The 26,139-nt window shown below is 68.7% G+C and carries 24 protein-coding genes; 11 read left to right on the forward strand and 13 right to left on the reverse strand.

All coding sequences use genetic code 11. From position 1 onward, the window contains the following. Positions 1-177 precede the first annotated feature (177 nt). Entirely contained in the window at positions 178-1,761 is a 1,584-nt protein-coding gene (locus BMW26_RS03275; protein WP_072590764.1) for an SLC13 family permease, read from the forward strand. Between the two features lie 17 nt (positions 1,762-1,778). Here the strand turns inward: BMW26_RS03275 and BMW26_RS03280 are convergent, their stop codons facing one another. Further along, positions 1,779-2,681: a PfkB family carbohydrate kinase gene (locus BMW26_RS03280; RefSeq protein ID WP_072590765.1), complete on the reverse strand. Its 903-nt coding sequence runs from the start codon at positions 2,679-2,681 to the stop codon at positions 1,779-1,781. 124 nt (positions 2,682-2,805) lie between these two features. Then, positions 2,806-3,822, reverse strand: coding sequence for an NAD(P)-dependent alcohol dehydrogenase (locus BMW26_RS03285; protein WP_198032380.1), 1,017 nt, complete (start codon positions 3,820-3,822; stop codon positions 2,806-2,808). Between the two features lie 131 nt (positions 3,823-3,953). Here BMW26_RS03285 and BMW26_RS03290 point away from each other — a divergent pair, with 131 nt between their 5' ends. The 4 genes from BMW26_RS03290 (at position 3,954) to BMW26_RS17725 (ending at position 8,250) form a co-directional block, all read left to right on the forward strand. Next, positions 3,954-4,652 carry a DUF2306 domain-containing protein gene (locus BMW26_RS03290; RefSeq protein WP_157557396.1) on the forward strand — a complete coding sequence of 233 codons (699 nt, stop codon included), beginning with the start codon at positions 3,954-3,956 and terminating at the stop codon, positions 4,650-4,652. 4 nt (positions 4,653-4,656) lie between these two features. Continuing rightward, positions 4,657-5,772 (forward strand): sensor histidine kinase, encoded by a 1,116-nt coding sequence (locus tag BMW26_RS03295; protein ID WP_072590766.1) that lies wholly within the window; start codon positions 4,657-4,659, stop codon positions 5,770-5,772. Beyond that, on the forward strand, positions 5,769-6,455 hold the full coding sequence (locus BMW26_RS03300) for a response regulator (RefSeq protein ID WP_072592214.1): 687 nt from the start codon (positions 5,769-5,771) through the stop codon (positions 6,453-6,455). The genes BMW26_RS03295 and BMW26_RS03300 overlap by 4 nt, the downstream gene beginning before the upstream one ends. Before the next feature lie 157 nt (positions 6,456-6,612). Beyond that, complete coding sequence (locus tag BMW26_RS17725) at positions 6,613-8,250, forward strand: Ig-like domain-containing protein (protein ID WP_198032381.1); 1,638 nt, start codon at positions 6,613-6,615, stop codon at positions 8,248-8,250. Between the two features lie 66 nt (positions 8,251-8,316). On the opposite strand, the gene BMW26_RS03310 is transcribed toward BMW26_RS17725, so the two are convergent. Then, on the reverse strand, positions 8,317-8,859 hold the full coding sequence (locus BMW26_RS03310; RefSeq protein WP_053098813.1) for a hypothetical protein: 543 nt from the start codon (positions 8,857-8,859) through the stop codon (positions 8,317-8,319). A gap of 154 nt (positions 8,860-9,013) precedes the next feature. Between BMW26_RS03310 and BMW26_RS03315 the strand changes: the two genes are divergently transcribed. Continuing rightward, complete coding sequence (locus BMW26_RS03315) at positions 9,014-10,234, forward strand: sensor histidine kinase (RefSeq protein ID WP_072590768.1); 1,221 nt, start codon at positions 9,014-9,016, stop codon at positions 10,232-10,234. Continuing rightward, positions 10,231-10,833, forward strand: coding sequence for a response regulator transcription factor (locus tag BMW26_RS03320; RefSeq protein WP_072590769.1), 603 nt, complete (start codon positions 10,231-10,233; stop codon positions 10,831-10,833). The genes BMW26_RS03315 and BMW26_RS03320 overlap by 4 nt, the downstream gene beginning before the upstream one ends. A gap of 206 nt (positions 10,834-11,039) precedes the next feature. On the opposite strand, the gene BMW26_RS03325 is transcribed toward BMW26_RS03320, so the two are convergent. Both BMW26_RS03325 and BMW26_RS03330 read right to left on the reverse strand, forming a co-directional pair. Further along, positions 11,040-11,762, reverse strand: coding sequence for a cation transporter (locus BMW26_RS03325; protein WP_053099384.1), 723 nt, complete (start codon positions 11,760-11,762; stop codon positions 11,040-11,042). After that, complete coding sequence (locus tag BMW26_RS03330) at positions 11,762-12,094, reverse strand: ArsR/SmtB family transcription factor (protein ID WP_157557397.1); 333 nt, start codon at positions 12,092-12,094, stop codon at positions 11,762-11,764. The genes BMW26_RS03325 and BMW26_RS03330 overlap by 1 nt, the downstream gene beginning before the upstream one ends. 124 nt (positions 12,095-12,218) lie before the next feature. Here BMW26_RS03330 and BMW26_RS03335 point away from each other — a divergent pair, with 124 nt between their 5' ends. Next, entirely contained in the window at positions 12,219-12,689 is a 471-nt protein-coding gene (locus BMW26_RS03335; protein ID WP_072590771.1) for a GNAT family N-acetyltransferase, read from the forward strand. A gap of 16 nt (positions 12,690-12,705) precedes the next feature. On the opposite strand, the gene treZ is transcribed toward BMW26_RS03335, so the two are convergent. Genes treZ through BMW26_RS03355 form a run of 4 tightly spaced genes read right to left on the reverse strand, consistent with a single transcriptional unit; the run spans position 12,706 to position 19,296 of the window. Continuing rightward, complete coding sequence (gene treZ / locus BMW26_RS03340; RefSeq protein ID WP_072590772.1) at positions 12,706-14,463, reverse strand: malto-oligosyltrehalose trehalohydrolase; 1,758 nt, start codon at positions 14,461-14,463, stop codon at positions 12,706-12,708. After that, positions 14,460-16,808, reverse strand: a complete 2,349-nt coding sequence (gene treY / locus BMW26_RS03345) for a malto-oligosyltrehalose synthase (protein ID WP_072590773.1) — start codon at positions 16,806-16,808, stop codon at positions 14,460-14,462. Before treY ends, treZ begins: the two co-directional genes overlap by 4 nt. Further along, positions 16,805-19,015 carry a glycogen debranching protein GlgX gene (gene glgX / locus BMW26_RS03350; protein ID WP_072590774.1) on the reverse strand — a complete coding sequence of 737 codons (2,211 nt, stop codon included), beginning with the start codon at positions 19,013-19,015 and terminating at the stop codon, positions 16,805-16,807. Before glgX ends, treY begins: the two co-directional genes overlap by 4 nt. After that, entirely contained in the window at positions 19,012-19,296 is a 285-nt protein-coding gene (locus tag BMW26_RS03355) for a hypothetical protein (RefSeq protein ID WP_053098820.1), read from the reverse strand. Before BMW26_RS03355 ends, glgX begins: the two co-directional genes overlap by 4 nt. A 178-nt stretch (positions 19,297-19,474) precedes the next feature. On the opposite strand from BMW26_RS03355, the gene thrC reads away from it, so the two are divergent. Beyond that, complete coding sequence (gene thrC, locus BMW26_RS03360) at positions 19,475-20,878, forward strand: threonine synthase (protein WP_072592216.1); 1,404 nt, start codon at positions 19,475-19,477, stop codon at positions 20,876-20,878. Between the two features lie 5 nt (positions 20,879-20,883). Here thrC and BMW26_RS03365 read toward each other — a convergent pair whose 3' ends face one another. The 4 genes from BMW26_RS03365 to BMW26_RS03380 form a co-directional block, all read right to left on the reverse strand. Next, on the reverse strand, positions 20,884-21,294 hold the full coding sequence (locus BMW26_RS03365; RefSeq protein ID WP_053098821.1) for a VOC family protein: 411 nt from the start codon (positions 21,292-21,294) through the stop codon (positions 20,884-20,886). A gap of 94 nt (positions 21,295-21,388) precedes the next feature. Beyond that, entirely contained in the window at positions 21,389-21,655 is a 267-nt protein-coding gene (locus BMW26_RS03370) for a thioredoxin domain-containing protein (RefSeq protein ID WP_053098822.1), read from the reverse strand. 62 nt (positions 21,656-21,717) lie between these two features. Next, complete coding sequence (locus BMW26_RS03375; protein WP_072590775.1) at positions 21,718-22,116, reverse strand: DUF1801 domain-containing protein; 399 nt, start codon at positions 22,114-22,116, stop codon at positions 21,718-21,720. Between the two features lie 40 nt (positions 22,117-22,156). Next, positions 22,157-23,167 (reverse strand): FUSC family protein, encoded by a 1,011-nt coding sequence (locus BMW26_RS03380; RefSeq protein ID WP_072590776.1) that lies wholly within the window; start codon positions 23,165-23,167, stop codon positions 22,157-22,159. A gap of 87 nt (positions 23,168-23,254) precedes the next feature. On the opposite strand from BMW26_RS03380, the gene BMW26_RS03385 reads away from it, so the two are divergent. Next, the gene (locus BMW26_RS03385; RefSeq protein WP_072590777.1) at positions 23,255-24,598 is read left to right on the forward strand and encodes a M20/M25/M40 family metallo-hydrolase; all 1,344 of its coding nucleotides are present in this window, start codon (positions 23,255-23,257) and stop codon (positions 24,596-24,598) included. 58 nt (positions 24,599-24,656) lie between these two features. Then, positions 24,657-26,111 (forward strand): MFS transporter, encoded by a 1,455-nt coding sequence (locus tag BMW26_RS03390; RefSeq protein ID WP_072590778.1) that lies wholly within the window; start codon positions 24,657-24,659, stop codon positions 26,109-26,111. The last annotated feature ends 28 nt before the right edge of the window (positions 26,112-26,139 follow it).

Genomic DNA, 26,139 nt, shown 5'->3' on the forward strand with positions numbered 1-26,139 from the left:
GCCGGAATCGCGCGGTCTCCGTGTCTCATCCACTGGCAGGTTTCATGAGATCGGACAGCAGCGATCCGGCTGAGGGCAGGCGAAGATGGTGATGTCTCCTGAACAGGGGACGACGCGCTCGCCGCCGACAGCCTTCCCATTCGCGCTCATCGCGCACCCCCACACCGGAGACACACGATGAACCCCGAGATCATCACCTTCCTCATACTCGGTGCGGCCGTGATCGCGTTCGTGTCGAACCGCATCCCGATGGTCATCGTCGCGATGGCGGTGCCCATCGCTCTGTGGGCGACGGGAGTGCTCTCGCTCGGCGACGCCTTCGCCGGTTTCGGCGATCCCATCGTCCTGTTCATCGTCGCTCTGTTCATCGTCAGTGAGGCGCTGGATGCCACGGGCGTCACGTCGTGGGTGGGACGGCAGCTCATGCGCCGCGCCGGCAAGAGCCGTTCGCGCCTGCTGCTCATCGTGTGTCTGCTGGCCGCCGTGCTGTCGGCGGTGATCAGCATCAACGGTGCCGTGGCTGCCCTCCTTCCGATCGTGGTGCTCGTCGCGGTACGGGCAGGCGTCGCGCCGTCGCGCATGCTCCTCCCGCTCGCATTCGCCGCCGGAGCGGGGTCGCTCCTCACGCTCACCGGAACGCCGGTCAACATCCTCGTGTCCGAGGCGGCTGCGGAGGCCGGTGGGCGTGCGTTCGGGTATTTCGAGTTCGCGATCGTCGGCATCCCGATGGTCGTCCTGACGGTCGTGCTCGTGCTCGCGCTCGGAGACAGGCTCCTGCCCGAGCGCGTTCCGGACCGTCTCGAGGAGCCCGCCGACCCGAGTCACGATGCACGCGCCTGGCGCGAGACGTATGACGTCGCGCTCGATACGGGCAGCCTCTTCACGGTCGGCGAGGGCGTCGCGGAGGTGCTCATCGGGCCGAGGTCGAGCCTGATCGGCCGGGTCGTCTCGCCCGGGATGACGACGCGACAGGAGGACCTGGTGATCCTCGCGCTCCGGCACGGCAGCCGTCCGGGCGATGTGGGCGGAAGGGCGACCGGCGCGGTCACGCTGCAGGCGGGTGACTCCGTGCTCGTCCAGGGGCCGTGGGAGGCACTGCACCGCTATACGAGCTCACCCGATGTGATTCCGGTCCGCTCGCCCCAGCAGATGCAGCGGACAGTGCCGCTCGGCCGGGGTGCGCGGCGCGCGCTGGTGATCCTCGGAGCGATGGTCGTGCTCCTCGCCACGGGTGTCGTCCCGCCCGTCATCGCTGGCCTTCTCGCGGCCGGTGCCCTCATCGTCACGCGGGTGCTCACCGTGACGCAGACGTTCTCGGCGATCTCGTGGCCCACTGTCACGCTCATCGCCGGGATGATCCCGCTGTCATCGGCGTTCGTCTCCACCGGCGCCGCCGATCTCGTCGGCGACGCGGTTCTCCAGCTGGTCGGCAACACCTCGCCCCATCTCGCTCTGCTCACCATCTGCGTCGCGTCGGTGATCCTCGGGCAGTTCATCTCGAACGTGGCGACCGTGCTCGTCATCGCGCCGATCGCGGTGTCGGTCGCATCGAGCATGGGCGTCAGCGTGCAGCCGTTCATGATGGCGCTCACGGTCGTCGGAGCGGCTGCGTTCCTGACGCCGATCGCGACACCCGTGAACCTCATGGTCATGCAGCCCGCCGGCTACCGATTCGGTGACTACTGGCGTCTCGGTCTCCCACTCGTCGCGATCTACGTCGCCGTCGCGGTGCTCTACGTCCCGCTCATCTGGCCGTTCTGACTCCCGATCACGCGGCATCACCGCACGAGGTGCGCGAGTTCCGGCCGACCGCCCAGCCGTGCCACGGTCGACGCGGCAGCCCGTGCAGCGAGATCCGCGACGCGATCCATCGACCACCCGTTCGCGATACCCCGCACGAGTCCCACGAAGAATGCGTCGCCGCCTCCCGTGCGGTCCACCACGGTCTCGTCGTCGTCATGTGCGCGGTAGGCGCTGCCGTCCTCCCAGACGACGAGGTCGCCTTCGCCTGCCACCTCCACGGCCGCTATGCGGGGTCCGCGAGCGAGCAGCCACCGGCACGCCTCGTGAGCCGAGTCCAGGTTCGACACGGCGATCCCCGTCAGTCCTTCGGCTTCCGTGGCGTCGGCACGCACGACGTCCGCTCCGGCGAGCAGTTCGTCGCGAACCTCCGGCTCGGGCGCTCCGTCGAGCGCCACCGTCGCGTCCGCTCGTCGCGCGATCATCAGAGCGGCCGACAGTGCATCGCCCGGTTGCTGAGCCTGCAGACAGATCGTGCCTGCACGGCTGACCGCGCTCGCCGATGCCTCGACATCCGCGACGGTCAACAGCGACGTCGGCGGGACGTGCTCGAGCAGCATGCGCCGCGATGCCGGATCGACGACGTCCACCAGCACGGCCGAGCCCCCGCGCCGCACCACCCCGCAGACATCGATCGCGTCGTGCAGCAGGGCGGTGACGAGCCGTTCTCCGATGTCGTCCTCTCCGACCACGCCGACGATCGCGACCGAACCCCCGAGCTGACGAAGGCCTACGGCCTGGTTCGCGCCTTTGCCGCCGAGGAGCCGTCGCAGTTCCGATACGCTGACGGAGTCATCCGGCTCGGGGAGCGCATCTCCCCTGAGGACCAGATCCTGGGCGATCTGGCCGAACACCGCGAAGCGGTCTCTTCTCTCCGACATGCGTGCGCCGCCCTTCGACCGTCGTGACAGCACGAGGCTAAGCGTCGACGACGCCGACCGAGAGGGCATTGCGCGAGCGGGGCGCCGCTGTTAGCCGCGATGTCGAGCGAGATGCTGCCGGTCATCACCCATGCGCGTGGTTCGCTCCGGGCTGGGGGATGCGCAGCACCACGTTCCCCCGCTTGCGGCCGGTGTCGACGTGGCGGTGCGCCTCGACGATGTCGGCCAGATCGAACGTCCTGTCGATGACGGCCCGGAAGCGACCGGAATCCGCGAGGCGCACGAGGTGGGCGAGGTCCTCCGCGCCCGGCGTACCGACATTCCAGATGACGAGCTTTCCCGACCGGCGAGTGTGCCCGCGGCTCGTCAGCATCGACCGCAGATCGCTGATGACGAGCAGCAGCGCACCGCCGGGGTTGATGCGTGTCTCCACCCGGCTGAAAGGGGCATTGCCGACGCAGTCGACGATCACGTCGTACGTGTCGCCCCCCGCCGTGAAGTCCTCTCGGGTGTAGTCGGTGACCCGATCGGCGCCGAGGGACGCGACCAGTGGGACGTTGCCGCCGCTCGTGACGGCGGTGACGTCTGCTCCGAGCTGCTTCGCGAGTTGTATCGCGGCAGTGCCGACCGCGCCGGATGCTCCGTTGACGAGCACGGAGGTGCCGGGGCCGATGGCGACCTGGGCGAAGAAGCACTGCGCGGTGATGCCGCCGAACACCAGCGTCACCGCCTCTTCGAAGCTCATGGTGTCGGGAGCTCGGGTGATCGGGCCGTCGGCAGACAGGCGCACGTACTCGGCATGACCGCCGAACGCTCCGCCGGTCGAGGCGATCACCCTGTCGCCGGGTGCGAAGGCGGTGACGCCCGAGCCGACAGCCGCGACGACGCCCGCGGCATCCATGCCCAGGATCGGCCGACTGGGACGGAACACGCCGAGTCCGAGGGCGGCGAGCACCCCGAGGCCGGCCGGGATGTCCCGAGCGCGGGCGCGATGATCGCCGACGCTCACGGTGCTCGCGTGCACGCGGATGAGCACATCGCCGGGCCGGGGCGTGGGGACCGCCCGCTGTTCGAGGCGGACCTCCTCAGGGGCGCCGAAGCGGTGGTAGACGGCCGCGGTCATGGTCGTGTCAGTGGTCATGTCTCGATGCTGGTCGTCCGGGGGATGCTCGTCATCGGCCAGGAAGCCCGGATCCGCTCGGCCGAAAGTACTGTTCCGAGTCCGTGCTGACGGCCGATGCCCCGGACTGTCGATGAGACGAGCATCGAGACATGTCGCAGCAGATGAAGGCCGCCCGATCGACTCCCGAGCAGAAGGAGCGGCGTCGGCGATCGAAGAGCGGGTGGCCGGCGATCACCGGCCTTCTGCTGCTCAGCGTGCTTCCCGTGATCGGTGGAGTGCTTCGTCTGCAGGAGGTGAGCGGGGAACCCGTGAGGACTCTCCTCCTGGCGTCGACGGTCGCGATCGTCGCGCACATCGTGGCGATGACCGTCTACTGCGTTCTCGGGGCGTTCCAGTTCTCACCCGCGCTGCGAACGCGGCATGCCTGGCACCGCGTGGCCGGCCGCGTTCTGATTCCCGCGGGATTCGTCGCGGCCCTCTCAGCCGCCTGGCTCGCGGTCTTCTTCGGTGGTCCACCGGAAGAACTCGCGCTCGCGATGGTTCGTCTCGTCTTCGCCGTGGCGATGACCCTGTTCCTCGTGCGGGGCGTGCTCGCGATCACACGACCAGACTTCGTGGCGCACGGAGCCTGGATGACCCGCGCCTACGCCACCGCCGTGTCGGGCGGAACCCAGGCGCTCGTCTTCGCGCTGTGGACGATCCCCCTCGGTGAGGTCGACGCCTTCGGTGAGGCATGGCTCGTCGCCGCCGCGTTCATGATCAACAGTGCCGTGGCGGAGCTGCTCATCCGGCGCCGCTCTCGCCGGCGGACGCGCGGGGTGTCGCGCCGTGGTGCGCTTGTATCATGACAGCGTGACCGGGCTCGTGCGTTCCGTGTGGAGTGCGCCGAGCGCTGTGCCCCCTCCGCCGTCCCGAGTCTGGAAGGATTGGGTGCTCCTGGCCCTCGTCGCCGTCCTGGCCGTGGTCGAGGGCATCGTCCGCACCGACCTGACGCAGCCGCTGTTCGCGGTGATCGCCCTCCTCGTCGTGCTGCCGACCGTGCTGTGGCGCCGCACGAAGCCGCTTCTCATGCTCATCATCGTGATGGTGCCGGTCGATCTGCTCCTGCCCGACTCGGCGCTGTACTCGAGTCTCTTCGTGATGGTGAACGTGTACGCCGTGTACCGGTGGGGGGCAGGTCGCGACCTCGTGATCGGGTCGGCCATCCTCCTGGCGAGCCTCGCGCTGACATTCGTCCGCGGGGAAGGCTTCGATGAACTCGTCGGGGGGTTCGCGCTGCTGCTGACGGTCGCCCTGTTCGGCATCGCCTTTCGCTACCGGGCGGGATCGAGACGACGAAGCCTCGACCGGATCCGGATGCTGGAGCGCGAGCACCTGGCTCGCGACCTGCACGACACGGTCGCCCACCATGTCTCGGCGATCGCGATCCGCGCCCAGGCGGGCATCGCGGTGGCCGGGCGGGACTCGCGCGCAGCGCAGGATGCGCTCGGCGTGATCGAGGCGGAGGCGGCCAGGACGCTGAGCGAGCTGAGGTCGATGGTGCGAGTCCTGCGGCAGGGCGAGACGGCCGAGCTCGCGCCGAGCGCGCAGCTGGACGACATCGCGCAGCTCGCCGGAACGCGGCCGGGCGGAACGGTCGTCGTCGTCGAGGTCGCGCGCAACGACGACAGCATCCCGCCACCCGTGGCTGCCGCCGTCTTCCGTCTCGCGCAGGAATCGGTGACCAACGCCCTCCGTCACGCGCGACAGGTCACCCGCGTCGACGTCCGCGTGGAGGCAGACGCGGGTGGTGTGCGCCTGAGAGTGACGAACGACGGAGACGTGGCCGCGTCGCCGACTCCCGGCTTCGGCATCATCGGCATGAGGGAGCGTGCTGCCCTCCTCGGCGGTGCCTGCGAGGCGGGTCCGGCGTCAGGCGGCGGATGGATCGTCAACGCGGTGCTGCCCCGCGCCGGGTGGGCGCCATGATGATCCGAGTGCTCGTCGCCGACGATCAGGAACTCGTGCGCACCGGACTGAGCATGATCCTCGGCGCCCAAACCGACATCGAAGTCGTCGGTCAGGCGGCCGACGGCACCGAAGCGGTCGCCCTCGCCCGCAGTCTGCGACCGGACGTGTGCCTGTTCGACATCCGGATGCCCGGCCTCGATGGCATCGAGGCGACCCGGATGCTCGCCGGCCCAGGGGTGCCCGATCCCATGGCCGTCGTCCTCATCACGACCTTCGACCTCGACGAGTACGTCTTCGCGGGATTGCGGGCCGGCGCCAGAGGGTTCCTGCTCAAGGACGCCGGGTCGGAGCTGCTCGCCCAGGCGATCCGCGCCGCAGCGAGCGGTGATGCCCTGATCGCCCCCAACGTGACGGTGCGCCTGCTCGAGGCCTTCGCCGGATCGGCCGCCCACGCACCATCGCCACCGCCGGTCGAGTCGCTGACCGAGCGCGAGGAGCAGGTGCTCGCGAAGGTGTCTGCGGGTCTGAGCAACGGCGAGATCGCGCGCGAGCTGTTCATCACCCTCAGCACGGTGAAGACGCACGTGGCGAGCCTCATGACCAAGCTCGGGGTCCGCAATCGCGTCGAGATCGCCATCTGGGCCCATCAGACGGGGCGCATGAGCCCGCGAGCCACGGGCGGGGAAAACCGGAATCGATGACGGCCGGGACGCGTCGAGACAGTCCGCGGTACGCGGCAGCCAACACCGCATCCCGGTATATCGGAGTTGTATACCGGTTGCCGCGTAATCCCCCCGCTTTTTCCTGATCTCTTAGATGTGTCGCATTGGGAGCGACGCGAATCGGATGGGGAGAACGATGACTGGGGAGCGTGGTGTCGTGCGTGCACGGACGAAGAGGATGAATGAGGCCAGGAGAGCCGGGGGAGCGAGGCCGCGACAGCGCGGCATCGTGGCGATCATCGTGGGGATGGTCTTGGCGATCGCGGGGCTGCTCGGCTCCACCGCGCCCGCGATGGCGGCTCCGTCCGTGACCTATCCGGGGGCGATCGGCAGCGTCTCGCTCGAGAACGAGAACGGCGGTGGCCCGCTGGTGCAATGGCAGACCGTGCGGATCACGGGCGAGTGGGCCGTCCCGACCGGGGCGCAGGCAGGGGAGACCTTCGGGATGACCTTGCCCGCGGAGTTCAGCCGTCAGTCGGCCGGTGAGTTCACGATCACAGACCCCGTGACGGGTCTGGTCATGGCGAACTGCGTCGTCGCTGCCGGCCAGGGGCCGGACATGGTGTGCACTCTGACCGCAGCGGTCGACGGCCTCGAGGAGGTCGGCGGCTCGTTCTGGATGGAGGCGCGGGCTTCGCAGTCGACGACCAGCGAGACCGTCGAGTTCGACCTGGGCGACACGATCGAGATCGTCGACCTGCCCGGTGACGGTGGAGTCGTACCGGGAGATTCGGCGGAAGAGGACGAGCCCTACAAGTTCGGCGGCGCGACCGCGACCGACGGGCTCCTGAGATGGGTCATCGGGATTCCGAGCGGCTATGTCGACGATGGCGCCTTCACGATCACCGACACCCTCGATGCCGGACTGACCGAGCACCGCTACACCGGGGAGTTCCATCTGGCGCGACGCGCTGTCGAGAACGGTGCAGTGGTCGGCGACTGGAGCGCGGTCGATTCGTCGGCCTACGTGATCGATCTCGCCGACGACGGGCGCTCATTCGAGTTCGCCGTCACCGATCTGCCGACCGGCGGATTCGCTTACGAGCTCGTGTACTTCACGCAGGCGGATGCGCCGGTGTCCGAGGGAGATGTCTTCGGCAACCACGCGATCGTCAACACGTTCGCGACCTCGGCGACCCACACGGTCGTCGAAACGGGTGGTGGCGACGGCAGTGGTGTCTCGTACACGACGTTCGGCATCACGAAGGAGCTCACCGGCGCGCAGGCGGATGCCGCTCGGGATGCGACCTACACCGTGCGCTATTCGGTCGAGGGTTCGGATGCGGCAGCCACAACGATGACGGTTCCGGTGGGGGAGTCGGTGCTCAGCGGACGTGCTCCGCTCGGTTCGACCTTCGTGATCGAGGAGATCGATCTGCCTGAGATCCAGGGTGTGACCTGGGGTGAGTGGACGATCACCGGCGACGGCGTCGTCGACGTCGGAGACGGCACCTTCGAGGTCACGCCGGAAACCACGGCCGGTATCGAGCTCACCCTCACCAACATCGCCAACCCGGTGCCCGTCGTGACGCCGACGCCGACTCCGACGCCGACCCCGGCCACGCCGGTTCCGACCCCGACCCCGACGCCGGTCGCAACTCCGGCACCGACTCCGGCGCCGACGCAGACCCCGGTCGCGGCTCCCGGCGAGCTCGCTCTGACGGGAGGCGAATCGGGCGCGGCATTCCTGTCGTTGGCGGTCGCACTGATCGTCGGTGGCGGACTGGCCACCGGAATCGCCGCCAGGCGCCGTTCGAGCGCCGGACGTCGCTGACCCCGACACGCACGGAAGCCCACTCGCGTTCGGCGAGTGGGCTTCCGTGCGTTCGACGTCGTTGTCTCAGCGGATCGCGTAGACGGCGCTGCCGACGATCACCGCGACGATCGTCGTCCAGCCGATGATCGCGACAGCCTGCCAGATGAGGATGCGGACCTTGCCGACACCCGCCGCGGCGAGCATCGTCGCGGTGAACTGCGTCGGCAGCAGCAGCGGACCGAGCAGGCTGACCCCCGGCACGCCGTAGCGCTCGAACGCCCGCTGGAACTTCTCGCGGCGGGCGCCACCGCGGTCGGAGTCGATCGTGTCTGCGGGTGCCGCCTCGACGGCTCCGCCACCGGCCGCAACGGCCTGCCGGCTGCGGGACCGGTTCACGATCGCGGTGCGTGCACCGGAGCTCGCGATGACGAGCACGGCCACGCAGAGGAAGTTGCCGACGATCGCCGCGACGGCCGCGATCACCGGATTGATGCCGCCGATGATGCCGATCGACACGGCTCCCTCGCCCTCGATGAAGGGGATGGCGCCCGCGAGGGCGACGATGAGCGGCTGAATGAGTTCAGGCACCTGGGCGACGAAGCCCTGGAAGGTCTCGATGAGATTCATGGGTGGCTCCTGCCGGTCTGAGCGACGGTGTCTCCGTCGCGATGCATCCAGTCCACCGTCTGGCGTCGTGCTGCGGCAGTGCCGAACCGTCACTGCTTTCCGGGTGGTTCGCCCGCGGCCTCCATGACATGTGTCACGCCCGTATCGTGGGGGCATGCGCAGCACTTCTCCGGTCGTCGATCCTGCCGACGACCCACCCCCGGGAGCCCGCCAGCTCGCCCGAGGCATCACCGCGACCTGGTGGTACACGGTGTCGGCCGTGGCCTTCCTCGAGCTCTTCCTGGTGCTGGTCTGGACGCTGCAGGCGCTCGCCGTGCCCGGCGATGCGACGGCGGCGTTCGTCGTCGGCGTGGGTGGCCTGATCTGGTGGGGCTCCACCATCGTGCTGCTCGCGGACTATCGCCACCGGCTGGATGCCGAGCCGGGCATCGCGTGGACGCGCATCGCCCTTCCGCTGCTCATCGCGGTCGGCTACGGGATCGCGGGCGGCCTCGTGCTCGACAGCTGGCTGCTCGCGCTCATGCCCATCGCTCAGTCGGTGCTGCTGCTCAACTGGCCCAAGGGGGTGCGCCTGCGGATGGTCGTCCTGACCACCGTGGTGCTCGTGCTCGTCGCCGTCGCCGACGCCGCTCGGGGCGCGACCGAGATCGCGCTCCCCGGCTGGATCCCTGCGCTGTACGCGATCCTCATCCCGGCGATGTCGGTGAGCTCGCTGTGGTGGTGGGATGTGCTGGTCACCGTCGATCGTGCGAGGGCGTCGGAGGCCCGCCTCGCCGCGACGCAGGAGCGTCTGCGCGTGGCGACCGACGTGCACGACCTCCAGGGGCACCACCTGCAGGTGATCGCGTTGCAGCTCGAACTGGCCGAGCGCCTGATGAGGATCGATCCCGACGCCGCTCTCGAGCAGCTCCGGGCCGCGAGGGTCAGCGTCGACGAAGCCAGGCAGGGGACCCGAGATCTGGCGACGCGCTTCCGCTCGGTGCCGCTGGGTGACGAGGTGGCGAATGCCCGAGACCTTCTCGCCGCGGCCGGACTCTCCGTCGAGGCCGACATCGCACCCGACGCCGATGAGGCGCCGTCATCGGCTCTCGGTCCCGTCATCAGGGAGACGACCACGAACGTCCTGAGGCACGGGGCCGGGCGACGGGCTCGGCTCGACCTTCGCAGGGTCGACGACGGGTGGCGCTACGAGGTCGCGAACGATGTGGTGACCGGCGTGGCGACACACCCCGTCGGGTCGGGCCTCGACGGAGTGCGGCGCCGGATCTCGGAGGCGGGAGGAACCCTGGAGATCCGGGAGGATGCCGACGAGTTCATCGTCTCGGTGACGGTTCCGCGATCCGATGTGTCGACCGCAGATGGGCAGAGCCGATGATCCGTGTGCTCCTCGCTGACGACGAGGGGATGATCCGTTCGGCGCTCGCCGCCCTGTTGCGTCTGGAAGGAGACATCGAGGTGGTCGCCGAGTGCGCCGACGGTGAGCAGGCGCTCGCTGCTGCGCTCGCTCTGACGCCCGACGTGTGCCTGCTCGATCTCGAGATGCCCGGTCTCGACGGTGTGGAGGTCGCGGAGCGATTGAACCGAGCCATCGTCACGCGCTGCCTGGTGGTCACCCGTCACGCGCGTCCCGGGGTGCTTCGGCGGGCTCTCGCATCGGGTGTCGCGGGCTTCCTGCCGAAGTCACGAGGAGCGGATCAGGTCGCCGATGTCATCCGCAGGGTCGCCGCGGGTGCCCGCTACGTCGACCCTGAGATCGCGGCCGACGCGCTGAGCGACGAACGGTCGCCCCTCACGGATCGGGAGCTGGACGTGCTCCGCGCCGGGCGCCGCGGTGAGACGACGACCCAGATCGCCAGGACCCTCTCGCTCGCGCCCGGCACGGTGCGCAACCACATCTCGGCGGTGCTCGCGAAGCTGTCGGTTGGCACCCGCCAGCAGGCGGTGCTGATGGCCGAGGAGCGCGGCTGGATCTGACTGCGCGGACGCCTGACCCGTGAAGCCCGGAAGGGCGGGTGGGGCCGTGGGAGTTGCCCCACCCGCGAGCCGCTCAAAGGGGAGAGTGCGGCTCAGACCCGAACCCGGCTCGTATCCCCCCAGGCCGACTTCAGGTCTCGTATGCAAGACCCCGAACTCGACGGAAAGTGACGCGGGCGGGAATTCTTTCTGGAACTCCGTGTTCGTCAGTGCATGTGACGCGCGTCGTCGTGACGGTGGTCGTCGTGCACGTGCTCGTGGTCGTGGTCGTGGTCGTGGTGCTCGTGCTCGTCCTCGAGGATCATGCCGATCGAAGTGGCACAGGCGTCGCCCTTCCAGGCTTCGAGACCCTCGCGTACCGCGAAGACCGCGATGACGAGGCCGGCGACGGCATCCGCCCACCACCACCCGAACAGGCTGTTGACGCCGAGTCCGATGAGCACGGCGGCCGAGAGGTAGCTGCAGATCAGCGTCTGCTTCGAGTCGGCGACGGCCGTGGTCGACCCGACCTCGAGGCCGGCGCGTCGCTCGGCGAACGACACGAGCGGCATCACGATCACACTGACCGCGGTCAGCACGAGACCGACCGTGCTGTGCTCCGGCCGATCACCGCCGAGCAGCGACAGCACCGACGACGTGACGACATAGGCCGCGAGAGCGAAGAACGCGACGGCGATGACACGGAGGGTGGGCGTCTCCCAGCGCTCGGGGTCGCGTCGCGTGAACTGCCAGGCCACGGCCGCTGCCGAGAGCACCTCGATGCTCGAGTCGAGCCCGAACCCGATCAGCGCGGCCGACGATGCGACTGACCCTGCGGCGATCGCGACGGCCGCCTCGATCACGTTGTAGACGATCGTGAACGCCACGATGAGGCGGATGCGGCGGTGCAGAGTCGCGCGTCGTTCGGCGGTGAGAGTGCTCGTCGACATCAGCAGCTGCATCCTTCGCCGTCGCAGCAGTCCGGTTCGACGATCAGCGTGATGCGCATGAGCTCGTCGAGCGCGGTCGCGAGATGCGGGTCGGCGAGCGCGTAGCGGCTGCGGCGTCCGTCCTGGACGCTTTCGACGAGCCCGCATCCTCGAAGGCACGCGAGATGGTTCGACAGGAGCTGTCGGCTGACCCCGAGCTCGTCCGCGATGTCGGACGGGTACGCCGGCGCCGCTCGAAGCGCCAGCAGAATGGCTGCGCGCGTCGAGTCCGACAGGGCATGACCCAGGCGGGCGACGGCGGCGGTATGGGTGGGCGAGGCGGCGAGGGTCATGATGCAACTGTACAGAAAAGCGTGAATTAAGAGAATCGTGAATCTATGGTGACGCGCGGCAACATCCCCGACATCTTCGCTCGGTACCGTGAATCGGGCGGCGACATCGGATCGAGAGGGCGACATGGGAGTGACGGTCGAGCGGGTGACATGGTCGCATCCGGATGCGGAGCGGCTCAGGGCCGCGCAGCGCAGCGAACTCGATGCGCGGTACGGCAGCGACGACCATGAGCCGGGCGTCATCCCCTCGGCGGACGACGTGCCCGTCTTCCTCATCGCACGAGAGGAGAGCGGGCTCGCCATCGTATGCGGCGGTCTCCGACCCCTCGATCCGGCCGTGCTCGGAACCGACATCGCAGAGATCAAGCGGATGTACGCGGCTCCCTCCGCGCGCGGGACGGGCGCAGCCGTGGCGCTGCTGCGCGCACTCGAGGGAGAAGCGCGCCTGCTCGGCATCCGGTCCCTCGTGCTCGAGACGGGCACCGCTCAGCCGGATGCCGTGCGCTTCTACGAACGCGAGGGCTACGGACCGATCCCGCTGTTCGGCCACTACATCGGCAGCGGTCTGTCCCTGTGCTTCGCCAAGTCTCTCTGACCTGGCCGAAAGGCGATCAGCGCGCAGGTGCGACGATCGCCGCGGACTCGGGTGCGAGCACGATGGTCCGCGCGATCGTCCGCACGGGCGCCGTCTCCAGCAGTATCCGCGAGTCGGGGGCGAGATCGAACTCCACCTCCTGCTCGGCGAGATTCACGAGCACCGACACCTCGCCTCGTTCGATCCGGTAGGCCCGGTTCTCCGGTGCGCCCTCCGTCTTCGACACGATGACGTGGTTGTGCGACATCTCGGGATCGGTCAACTCGGGCACCTCGCGCCGCAGGGCGATCAGGCGTCGATACAGATCGAAGATGCGGGCGTGCGATGCCGATGCGAGCTCGCTCCAGTCCAGCCGCGATCGCTCGAACGTAGCCGGGTCCTGTGGGTCGGGCACGGCGGCCGGGTCCCACCCCATGCGCGCGAACTCCGCGATCCGCCCCTCCGCGGTGGCTTTCGCGAGCTCCGGTTCTTTGTGCGAGGTGAAGAACTGCCACGGGGTGGACGCAGCCCACTCCTCACCCATGAACAGCATGGGGGTGCCCGGTGCGGTCAGAGTGAGAACCGCGGCGACGGCGAGTCGATCGGAGGAGAGCGAAGCGGTCAGCCGATCTCCCGCTGCACGGTTGCCGATCTGGTCGTGGTCCTGCGCGAATGTGACCAGTCGCCAGGCAGGGACGCTCGGCGGCAGCGGCGCGCCGTGCGTGCGCCCGCGGAACGACGAGTACGTCCCGTCGTGGAAGAACCCGGTCTGAGTGACCTTCGCCAGCGCGTCCGGCGCGGCGAAGTCGGCGTAGTACCCGTCGGTCTCGCCGGTGAGCGCGACGTGCACCGCGTGATGCCAGTCGTCTGACCACTGCGCGGTGAGGCCGTTCCCTCCCTCCTCGTGGGAGAGGACCATGACCGGGTCGTTCAGATCCGACTCGGCGATCAGGCTCAGCGGGCGATCGACCTCGCGTTCGAGCGCATCTACGCGCTCGGACAGCTCGTGCAGGAGGTGCGGGGTGCTCTCGTCGTGCAGTGCGTGCACGGCGTCGAGCCGCAGCCCGTCGACGTGGAAGTCACGGAGCCACATCAGCGCGTTCTCGATGATGTACTCGCGCACGGCCGGCTCGTCGAGGTTCACCGAGTCGCCCCACGCCGTGTGCCGGCCCTCGCGCAGATACGGACCGAACTCGGGCAGGTAGTTGCCGCTGGGTCCGAGGTGGTTGTAGACGACGTCCTGGATCACCGCGATGCCGCGTGAGTGGGCGGCGTCGACGAACCGCTGGTATGCGGCGGGTCCGCCGTACCCCTCATGCACGGCGTACCAGAGCACGCCGTCGTAACCCCAGTTCCAGTCGCCGCTGAACGCGTTGACCGGGAGCAGCTCGACATGCGTGATGCCGAGTTCGACGAGGTGATCGAGATGCCCGATGAGCGCGTCGAGCGTGCCGTCCGGTGTGAATGTCCCGACGTGCAGCTCGTAGATCACGCCACCGTCGAGCGGCGCACCGCGCCAGTCCCCGTCGGTCCACTCGAAGCGGGCCGGATCGAAGAGAGCCGAGGGCCCGTGCACGCCCCGCGGCTGCCGCAGCGACCGCGGATCAGGGCGCAGGTCGGTGCTGTCGCCGAGGAGGAAGCCATAGCGCTCGCCCTCGGACATCGCCACATCGGTGCTCCACCATCCCGAACCGTCGTCAGCCGACGTGAGGTCGTGCTCCGAGATCGTGGTGCACGCGGGTGTCAGACGACGCAGCCGCACGCTGTCGGCGCGGGGAGCCCAGACCGAGATCATGGCTCGTCCACCAGCAGCGCGACCGGATACGTGTCGAGCAGGTCGGCCAGCCGGATCGGACCGCGGCCGAAGCGGCGACCGGTGATCGCGTCCGTCGCCGGCAGTTCGCGGCGCAGCAGCACGGTGTCGCCCCATCCGCCGCGGCGCTCGAGTCCGACGGGCAGACGCGACGCCACCGCCAGCACACCGCCCCGGTCCATCGCGACCACATGATCCGACGCCTCACCGGCGACACCGCCCGGGCGATACCGGTAGAAGAGCTCGGGGTTGTCCCGGCGCAGACGCAACGTGCGCGACGTGACGAGCATCTTCGCGAGGCCCGAGTCGTCGATGGGAGGAAGGATGCCGCGAGAGACGTCGGCATCGAGTCGACCCAGCATCGCCGAACGCGCTGCGAAATCGACCGGCCGCCGGTTGTCGGGGTCGACGAGCGAGTGGTCCCACAGCTCGGTGCCCTGGTAGACGTCGGGCACACCGGGAGCTGCGAGCTGCAGGAGCTTCGCGGACAGCGAGTTGACTCGACCGGGGTCGACGATCTCGCCGACGAATCCCTCGAGGATCGGTCGAGCCCGCCCGTTCGCCGCCTCGGCGATCGCTTCGACGCCCTTCTCGAACTCGAGGTCCGGATGCTGCCATCCGGTCGACTCCGCAGCCTCGCGCGCGGCCTTCAGCCCGTAGGCGAGCAGGCGCTCCGACGAGATCGGCCATGCTCCGACCGCGGCCTGCCAGAGAAGGGAATCGAGTGGCCCGTGTCCTGTCGAGGCGACGGCACGGAGCTCGGCCAGCACCTGCGCCCAGCGGTCCGGAATCTCGGAGAGCACCGACAGACGCGCACGGACGTCCTCGGATCGCTTGGTGTCATGGGTCGACAGAGCGGTGAGCGAGTGCGGCCACGACGCGAGCCGCGCCTGCTGGGCGTCATGGAACTCGTCGACCGAGACGGAGGCGATCGAGGGATCGCCGCCGACCTCGGTGAGGGTGCCGAGGCGGGTGTGGCGGTAGAACGCGGTGTCCTCCACGCCCTTGGCCATCACCGCTCCCGTCACCTGCGGAAAGCGCTGCGAGACCTCGAGCGAGGTGTCGAGCAGCAGGGGCGTCAGCTCGGCGATCGATCCCGCGAGGTCGGGGCGGCGCCGTGCGGCGTCGTCGATCGCGTGCTGCAGATGCTCGCGTCCCGCCGGGAGGTAGGACCGGTAGACCGGGAAGCTCGCCACGATCTCGGCGAGCGCGTCCTCGGCGCCGACCACGCCGAACGGCAGAGCCCTGACGAGGCGTCGCACCTCGGACTGCAGGAGGTCGTCGGCGATCATCCGCTTCGTGGAGTGGATCAGGTCGGCCCAGGACTTCGCGGCCGGCAGACCGGTCTCGTCCCGCAGCCGCGAGTCGAGGAGGTCGAGGGCTGCGACTCCGTCGCCGTCGATCAGCACGCGGTCGATCTCGCCCATCGCGTCGTAGCCGGTCGTGCCGTCGGTGCGCCACCAGGACGGCAGCTGCTCACCCGGTTCGAGGATCTTCTCGACGACCGTGTACGCGCCGCCGGTGATGTCGGCGAGTCGCTCGAGGTACTCGCCGGGATCCGTCAGCCCGTCGGGATGGTCGACGCGGAGTCCGTCGGCCAGACCGTCGGTGATCCACCGGGCGATCTCGCGGTGCGACTCCTCGAAGACATCCGGGATCTCGACGCGGATGCCGGCGAGCTCGGACACGGCGAAGAACCGACGGTAGTCGAGGTCGGTGTTCTGGTCCTCCCAGAACCGCAGCTCGTAGTGCTGGGCGTCGAGGAGGGCAGGCAGATCGTCTGCGAGCTCTCCCGATCCCGGTGCCAGGGGAAGCACGTGGTCGAAGTACGACAGCGTTCCGTCGGGGGCATCGTCGGCCGGGGTCGTGTCGACGACGATCTCATCGGCTGACAGCACCTCCGCGAGCGACGACCCGAGGATCGGCAGTCGCACCCGTCCGTCGGACAGTCGCGGGTCGACGTCGAATGCCAGCGCATGGCGCGATGAGCGCCCGAGTCGCAGCAGATCCCACCACCAGAGGTTCGCGCGCGGGACGGCCACGCCGACGTGGTTCGGGACGATGTCGACGAGGACCCCGAGCCCCGCTGAGCGGGCCGCGGCGGAGAAGCGCTCGAGCCCCTCGGGGCCACCGCGGGCATCGTCGACCCGGGAATGATCGACGACGTCGTAGCCGTGGTCCGACCCCGGCACGGCCGCGAGCAGCGGTGAGAGGTACGCCCACGAGGCACCCAGCTCGGTGAGGTACTCCGTGATCGATGCCGCGTCGTCGAGCGTGAAACCCGCTCGGATCTGCAGACGATAGGTCGAGAGCGGGCGGTGGGTCATCGAGGCAGCTCCGGGGTCGGGGCGGGTGACGGAGCTTCGGCGCGCTCGGTCTGGATGCGCAGCGAGGCCTCGACGGAGTCGTCCGTCGGCACCTCGGTCTGATCGACTTCGCGCAGCACCAGCATCGAGTTGGCTTCGAGGGTCACCGGAGCGCCGGCGTCGATCGCGTCGCCTCCGGCACGGTCGCCGGCGGTGTCGACGGCGACCTCCCACGCACGCCCGTGGCGCTCGTCGGGGAGCACGGCGTCGATAGCCTCCGTCCCGCTGTGGAAGTAGACGAGGAAGTTCTGATCCGTCACCGGCTGTCCACGGCGGTCCTTCTCGCGGATGCCCTGTCCGTTCAAGAACATGCCGATCGCGAGACCGAATCCGGAATCCCAGTCCTCGGGCTCCATCCGGCGGCCGTCGGGTCGCAGCCAGACCACATCCGGCACTCGTTCGCCGTCCTCCGACCGCACCGGCCGGCCGTCGAAGAACCGGCTGCGGCGGAACGTCGGGTGCATGCGGCGCAGTCTCGCCACCGCTGCCGTGAACTCGACGAGAGGACGATCCGCCGCCTCCCAATCGACCCAGGTGAGCTCGTTGTCCTGCGCGTAGCCGTTGTTGTTGCCGTCCTGGGTGCGACCGAGCTCGTCGCCGTGCGCGATCATCGGCACTCCCTGCGACAGCAGCAGTGTTGCGAGGAAGTTGCGCTGCTGTCGGGCGCGGACGCGGTTGATCGTCTCGTCGTCGGTGGGCCCCTCGACGCCGTTGTTGCTCGAGCGGTTGTGGGATTCGCCGTCGTTGTTGTCCTCGCCGTTGGCCTCGTTGTGCTTCTCGTTGTACGACACGAGGTCGCGCAGCGTGAAGCCGTCGTGAGCGGTGACGAAGTTGATCGACGCCACGGGACGCCGACCGGAGTGCTCGTACAGGTCGGCGGAACCGGTGAGACGCGATGCGAACTCGCCGAGCGCCTGCGGCTCACCGCGCCAGAAGTCGCGCACGGTGTCGCGGTACTTGCCGTTCCACTCCGTCCACTGCGGAGGGAAGTTGCCGACCTGGTATCCGCCGGGGCCCACATCCCACGGCTCGGCGATGAGCTTCACCTGCGAGACGATCGGATCCTGCTGCACCAGCTCGAAGAAGGCCGCGAGACGGTCGACGTCGTAGAACTCGCGCGCGAGAGTCGAGGCGAGATCGAAGCGGAAGCCGTCGACATGCATCTCCGTGACCCAGTACCGCAGCGAGTCCATGATCAGCTGCAGCGCGTGCGGGTTGCCGGCGTTGAGGCTGTTGCCCGTGCCCGTGTAGTCGGTGTAGTAGCGACGATCCTCTTCGAGGCGGTAGTACGCCTCGTTGTCGATGCCCCGCATCGACAGCATCGGCCCCATGTGGTTGCCCTCGGCGGTGTGGTTGTAGACCACGTCGAGGATGACCTCGATCCCCGCCGAGTGCAGTGCGCGCACCATGGCCTTGAACTCCTGCACCTGCTGACCGTGCTGCCCGCTGGAGGAGTAGTCGTTGTGCGGCGCGAAGAAGGCGAGCGTGTTGTAGCCCCAGTAGTTCGTGAGGCCCTTCTCCTCGAGGGTCGAGTCGTAGACGAACTGATGCACCGGCATCAGCTCGATCGCGGTGACGCCGAGGTGCACCAGGTGCTCGATGACCGACGGGTGGCCGATGGCCGCATACGTGCCCCGCAGCTCCTCGGGGATGTCCGGGTGCAGCTGGGTCAGTCCCTTGACGTGCGCCTCGTAGATCACGCTCTGCGCATAAGGGGTCTTGGGCAGTCGGTCGCCCGCCCACTCGAAGAACGGGTTCACGACGACGCCCTTGACCATCGTCGCGGCGGAGTCTTCATCGTTGCGGGAATCGGGGTCGCCGAAGTCGTAGCCGAACAGGGGCTGCCCCCAGTCGACTCGGCCGGCCACGGATTTCGCGTACGGGTCGAGGAGGAGCTTGTTCGGGTTGAATCGCTTTCCCTGCGCGGGGTCGTACGGTCCGTGCACGCGGTATCCGTAGAGCTGTCCGGGCTGCACGGAGGGCAGATAGCCGTGCCAGACGAACGCGTCGACCTCTTCGAGCGGAACGCGCTCCTCGTTGCCGTCGTCGTCGAACAGACACAGTTCGACCTTCTCGGCGCCCTCGCTGAACAGGGCGAAGTTCGTGCCCTGGCCGTCGAAGGTCGCGCCGAGCGGGTAGGGGGAACCGGGCCAGACCTCGTGGCTCACTGAGCGCGCCGCTTCGAGACGGCGCGGTGCAGGACAGTCCTCACCGCGTCGTGGAAGTCATGCACCTGAGCGATCTCGTCGGCGTGCGGGTAAGGGTGGCCGACGTAGCAGACGAAGACAGGATGCACGTGCTCGACGTATCCGACGGGGCCGTCGTGCAGCACGACGTAGCGATCGAGGTCGACACGCTCGTAGAGGGGTTCGGCCGGCGTCGAGGCTGTCGTGGGAGCCTGGCCGTCCGCGGGCTTGTGGTCATGCGCGGTATGGGTCTTCGCAGTCATGAGGGCTCCTGTTCTGTTGATGGGGTCCACGCTAAGAGATACGAGTTCACAGCGGAACACCATTGCCTCCGCGCGATGAACGCGCTATGTCGTGAGACGCGCATCCTGATCGTGAAATCACCCCGCGCCCACCTGCGACAATGGAAGCCCCGTGCCGATCCCGAACCGAGGAGCTCCCGTGCAGTACATCTCCACCCGAGGCGGCATGCAGCCGCTGCCGTACTGCGAGACCCTGCTCGAGGGGCTCGCGCCCGACGGAGGACTGGCCGTCCCCGAGACGATGCCCACGGTCGACGGAGAGACGCTCGAGCGCTGGCGTGCCCTGACGTATCCGCAGCTCGCCACCGAGGTGCTCGGTCTCTTCGCCACGGACATCCCGCGGGCCGATCTCGCCCGCATGACGGAGGCCGCCTACGAGCCGTTCCCTGAAGAGGTCGTGCCCCTGCGGTCGATCGGCGACGATCTCACCCTGGTGGGTCTCTCCGAGGGGCCGACCCTCGCTTTCAAGGACATGGCCATGCAGTTCCTCGGGCAGGTCGTCGAGTACGCGCTCGAGCGCAAGGGCTCTGTCCTCAACATCCTCGGCGCGACCTCGGGAGACACCGGCTCGGCTGCCGAGCACGCTCTTCGCGGCAAGGACCGCATCTCGGTGTTCATGCTGTCCCCGAAGGGGCGCATGAGTGCGTTCCAGCGCGCGCAGATGTTCTCGCTCGACGATGACAACATCCACAACATCGTCGTCGACGGCGTGTTCGACGATTGCCAGAACCTCGTCAAGTCCCTCGCCGGCGACCTCGACTTCAAGCGCGCTCAGCACCTCGGTGCGGTCAACTCGATCAACCTCGCCCGCATCACCGCCCAGGTCGTCTACTACTTCTGGGCGTGGCTGCGTGCGACGGACGCCGGGGGATGGACCGAGGTGTCGTTCACGGTGCCGTCCGGAAACTTCGGCAACATCCTCTCGGGGTTCTTCGCGAAGGAGATGGGGCTGCCCATCCGTCGCCTCGTGCTCGCCGCCAACGAGAACAACGTCCTCGACGAGTTCTTCCGCACCGGCGTCTACCGGCCGCGGAGTGCGGCGCAGACGCTCGCCACCTCGAGCCCGTCGATGGACATCTCTAAGGCGTCGAACCTCGAGCGCTTCATCTTCGAACTCGTGGGTCGTGACGCGAGCCGCGTCGTGAAGGCCTGGCAGGAGCTCGACACCCAGGGTTTCTTCGATTTCACCTCCGATCTGGCGCGTTTCGTCGAGGAGTTCGGCATCGTCAGCGGCACCTCGACGCACGACGACAGGCTCGCGACGATCAGGTCCGTCTACGAGGCGACGGGAGACATCATCGACCCGCACACCGCCGACGGTGTCAAGGTCGCTCGCGAGAACGTTGAGCCCGGCGTGCCCATGCTGGTGCTCGAGACGGCGAAGCCGCAGAAGTTCGCCGAGACGATCCGCGAGGCGATCGGCGTCGAGCTCGAGTACTCCTCAGAGCTGCGCGCGATGCTCGACGCTCCGCAGCGCAGGACCGAGATGGCCGACGACGAGCACGAGCTCCGAGCGTTCATCGAGGCCGAAGCCCTGCGCTGAGCGACTCACTCGGGGTCGCCGTGCAGCATCCAGGGGACTCCGAAACGATCGACGAGCATTCCGAACGTGCCGCCCCACGGCGGGGTGTCGAGCGGCATGGTGATCGCCGCACCGTCGGACAGGGCGTCCCAGACCTGTTGCGTCTTCTCCTGCGAGTTGCCGCTGAGTGAGACCGAGAATCCCTGGGGCGGCTCGAACGGGATGCCGTCGGGGGTGTCTGAGGCCATGAGCACCAGGCCGTCCGGCGTCGTGAGCTGCGCATGCATCACGAGATCGTGCTGATCCGGGTTCTGGACCATGTCGGGGAACTCGCCGAACACGTTGATCTCGAGATCACCGCCGAGCACGCCCTGATAGAACTCCATCGCCTGTCGCGCCTCGGTGCGGAACGAGAGATAGGGATTGAGATTGGCCATGACTGCCCCCAGCCTTGTCAGGCGGGGCCGCCGTCGGTCCCGCTGCGGCTCATTCTGCGCCGGGGGTCGGACATCCGCAAGAGCGACGTCGCGCTCAGGCGGGGAGGGCCTTCACCGCCGCCGTGAGCACCTGAGGCACCGTCGGCACACCTTCGGCGCGGAACACTTCTGCGCCCGAATCATCGCGGATGATGACGGTCGGGGTGAAGCGGATGTCGAGCGCCTCCGCGGCATCCGGTTCTCTCGCGACGTCGATCTCGGTGACGGTCGCGTCGGGAAGGTAGCGCACGGCGTCCTCCACGACCGAGCGGGTGCGCGAGCACGCTCCGCAGAACGCGGAGGTCACGAGCGTCAGTTCCATGGCTCTCCTCTCGGCTCTCGAGGTGCAACCGCGCACCGTCTCGCGGTGTTCCCGAGCCGCGATCAGAACGAGGTGCGCTTGACGAGGCCCCGGTTCGTGTGGATGTGCTCGTAGTCCCATTGCACGACCCGCGACTCCGACAGCCAGACGGCGAGCCGGTCGGTGTCGATCTCCGAGGCGGAGGTGAATCTCTTCTCGGCGGCCTCGAAGGATCCTGAGGCGACGAGTCCGGGCTCTGCGAACGACTGGCCGCTCCAGAACATCAGTCGGACGGCATCCTTCAAGCGGTCGTATCCGACGATCGGATTGCCGTCGAGGAACCAGACCGGGTGCGCGTGCCAGACCTTGGCGGCGGCGTCGGGGAGTGCTCGGTCGATCTCGTCCGCGAGGAGGTCGCAGATCAGCCGATCCTCCGAGCTGAGCCTGCGGTGGTAGTCGGCGATCTCAGGCGCACGGGTCATGCTGCGAGTATGGCGCGTGCGACGGCAGACGTCGAGAGAGTCACACGGAAGACGTGGTCGCGCGCGGATGCAGCAAGCCGGAGATCGCACCCAGAGCAGCTCCGACGAGGGTGTCGACGATCCTCTCCCCGGCGACGTCCATCGAACCGATCTCGCCCGTCGCTGCGCCCGTCAGCAGAAGCACCAGAGGGGTGATGAAGACGAGCGCGAGAGCGTAGTGCCTGACGACGACGAGCTCGATCGTGAACTGCAGCGCGCCCAGCAGCAGAGCGAGCCACAGCCCCGACGGATGCAGCAGCGCGAGCAGCGCGTACACGCCGGCCCCGACCACGGTTCCGAGCATGCGATGGAGTCCGCGCTGGACGGCGGCGCGACGGGCGGCGGCCACGCCGATCACCGCCACCGCCGACCCCACGATCCAGTATGTCCGGGTGGGGTCGATCACCAGTCCCAGCAGAACGCCGATGACGGCGACGATCGCGACCCGGATCACGAGCATGCGCGAATCGGGGGTGAATGCGGGGCCCGGGAGCAGCTCGCTCAGCGGCCGAGCGGAGATCGAGCGCGCTCGAGGACGCAGAAGCGGCGCCATCGCGACCAGATAGGAGAACACGCAGCCGGCCGCGAGTGCCCCGAGATAGGCCAGCGGTGCCAGGGGCGAGCTCGCCACGACGTGCGCCGACAGGCCGAACACCAGCACGAAGAAGAGCGGTCCGGGCGGGCCGAGCCGGAACCCGAACGCCAGGGCAGCGCTGACGACCGCGACCACCACGACGCCGATGCTCACGAGCCAGGCGTTGGCGGAGACAGCCACTCCGAGAGCGGCGCTGACGATGAGGCCCGCGGCGACGAACGGCAGGATCCTCGCCCGATCGATCACCGGTGCCGTCCCGGCGAAGAGGACCGTGAATGCGCCCGAGGCCGCGACGTAGCCGAGCGACGGCTCGCCGAGCACGGTCATGACCGCTATCGGCACCGCGATGCCCAGCGCCGCTTGGGTGGCGAGATGCCAGCGCGGACCGCGCTTGGGTGCCAGGGCGAACAGGCTCATCCCTCCATTGTCTCGCGGCGCCGGCGCCGAGCAGGACGGACGTCGACCGGAGTGCGGCGAGCCGGCGGGAATCGCCCCGGCGATACGATGGCCGACGTGACGGAACCTCGACCGGGAATCGCCGAACGGCTTTCGCAGATGATCCAGCTGCCGACCGTGTCGGCCGAGGTCGAGGAGCGCGGAACCGAGCCGTTCGAGTCGTTCGTCGCCCTGATCGCGCAGCTCTACCCGCTCGTCCACGAGCATCTCGCACTCGAACGGCACACCGATTTCGGGCTGCTCTTCCACTGGACGGGCAGGGACGCCGGCGCTGCGGGGCCGGTCGTGCTGATGGCGCATTATGACGTCGTCCCCGTCGACGAGAGCGACGCATGGACGCATCCCCCGTTCGAGGGCGTCATCGCCGACGGAGTCGTCTACGGTCGTGGTGCTCTCGATGACAAGGGTCCGCTGATCGTCGTGCTCGAGGCGGTCGAGAACCTGCTCGCCGACGGGTTCACCCCCGCACGGGACGTCTACCTGTCGTTCGGGGGCAATGAGGAGACCTTCGGTCGAGCAGCCGAGGAGATCGCCCGCGTCCTGCGCGATCGCGGCATCATCCCGTGGCTCGTGGTGGACGAGGGCGGCGCCGTCGTGGATGCGCCGCTGCCCTTCGTTCCGGGACGGGCGGCGATGATCGGCGTGGGGGAGAAGGGCGTCATGACGCTCACGCTCTCGGCGCGTGGTGAGGGTGGTCACGCCTCGGCACCGCCCGCTCTCACAGCGGTCCGGCGCGTGGCGAGGGCCGTCGATCGGCTCGGCCCCCGCACGTTCCGACCGCGTCCGTCGAAAGCGATCGGACGGATGCTGTCGCAGCTCGGAGCTCAGACTCCCGGTCCGGCAGGGCATCTGCTCAGGCTGCTCGGCTCCGCCCCGCTGGTCACCGGTCGGCTGTTCGCCGCGCTCGGCGGCGAGCCTGCAGCACTCGTGCGCACAACGGTGGCTCCGACCATGCAGTCGGGCGGCACTGCCGCGAACGTCCTGCCGTCGCAGGCCTCGGCGACGGTCAACCTGCGCATCGCGCTGGGTGAGACGACGCAGCAGACGGTGCTGCGGGTGCGCCGGCGCATCCGGGATCCGCTCATCACCGTATCCGTCGAGGAGGCGAGCGAGCCGTCGCCCGAGTCCGCGACCGACAACGCCCAGTTCACGCTGCTCGCCGACGCTCTCGCCGTCTCTCACCCGGGAGTCCCCGCGGTCCCGTACGTGATGATGGCGGCGACGGACTCCCGCCACTTCCACCGTTTCGCCCCCGCCGTCTACCGCTTCGCGCCGCTCGAGATGTCGAACGCACAGCGGGCGTCGATCCACGGCGTCGATGAGAACGTCGAGATCGTCGCGCTCGAGCGGGGGGAGCGGTTCCATCGGGCGCTCCTCGAGCGGCTAGGGTGATCTCACCCCTCCGCGGGCGCTTCGGTGCCCGATCCAGTCCTTTCACCGAGGAGCCGCGATGACGCGCACCCGAACTCTGGGAACCCTCGCCACCGTCGTCGGCTTCCTCGCCTTCGTCGAGTTCACCAGCGGCGTGCTGCAGGGCTACTACACGCCCATGCTCACGGACATCGCGCGGCACCTCGGCATCCACGACGCCGATGTCAATTGGCTCGAGGGCACGCAGCTCATGCTGTCGGCTCTGGTGGTGCCCGCTTTCGCGAAGCTCGGCGACATGGTCGGCCACAAGCGGATGCTGCTCATCTCGACGGCGCTCACCGCCGCGGCGGCGCTCGTCCTGCCCTTCACCGATTCGTTCCCCGTGTTCCTGGTCGGCTGGACGCTGATGGGGTTCTACGTCGTCTGGCTGCCGCTCGAGATCGCGCTCATCTGGTCGCGCTCCCGTCGCATGGAGGGGCGTTCGTCGATCACGGCGAAGGCCGCGGGACTCCTCGTCGCGGCGCTCGAAGGCGGCGCGATCATCGGTGCGCTCGTGGGCGGAGCCCTGATCGATGTCCTGCCCCTGACGGTGGTGCTGCTCATCCCCGCCGTGCTCATCGTCGTGTGCTTCTTCGTGATCCTGTTCGGGGTGAAGGAGTCTCCTGATCCGACCGGCGGTGTCTTCGACACTGTCGGCGTCGTGCTGATCTCGCTCGCCCTGATCTGCTTCACCGGGGGTCTCAGCCTGCTCCGTCTCGAGGGCGGACTCGTCAACCCCTGGTCCTGGGCCGTCGTCGTCCTCGGCCTTCTGCTCGTCATCCCGTTCGTGCTCTGGGAACTGCGCTGCGACGACCCGCTCATCGACGTGCGCATGTTCCGCTCGCCGGCACTCGGCCCGGTCTTCCTCACCGCCGGCCTGTTCGGGGTGAGCGTGCTGGGTGCACAGGCGCCGCTGTCGACGTTCGCCCGCACCGACCCCGGTGTCTACGGCTACGGGCTCGGAACCACGGGTTTCGCGACGTCCCTGATCATCGGGCTCTACCTGATCGCGATGATCGCGGGAGCCCTGCTGTTCCCGCTCATCGCTCGTCTGCTGACTCCGCGGATCACCCTGATGGGCGCATCCCTGCTCGTGGGCATCGGCTTCCTGCTGTTCCTCCCGTTCCACGATTCGTACGTGCAGGTGGTGACCAACATGGTCATCGTCGGCCTCGGCTCGGGTGCTCTCGTGGCCGCCCTTCCCGCGGCTGCGGCATCGGCGGCTCCGGCGACCCAGACGGGCGTCGCGACAGGCCTCACGAACTCGGTCAAGACCGTGGGCGGAGCGATCGCCTCGTGCATCTTCGGGATCGCGCTCCTCAACGGCGTGAGCGGGGCGGTCGAAGGCACTGCGGGATCATTCGCCGGGTACATCACCGTGTGGGTGGTCTGCGGTGTGACCGCGCTGATCGCCGCCGCGATCCTCGTCTTCGTTCCGAAAGAGGCCTTCACCGACCGCACGGATGCCGAGGCCGTCGCCGCACCCGTGGTCTGAGCTGCGGGCGGCCGGCTGCCGGTGTCAG

It is taken from the genome of Microbacterium sp. 1.5R, from assembly GCF_001889265.1.
Taxonomy (GTDB): domain Bacteria; phylum Actinomycetota; class Actinomycetes; order Actinomycetales; family Microbacteriaceae; genus Microbacterium.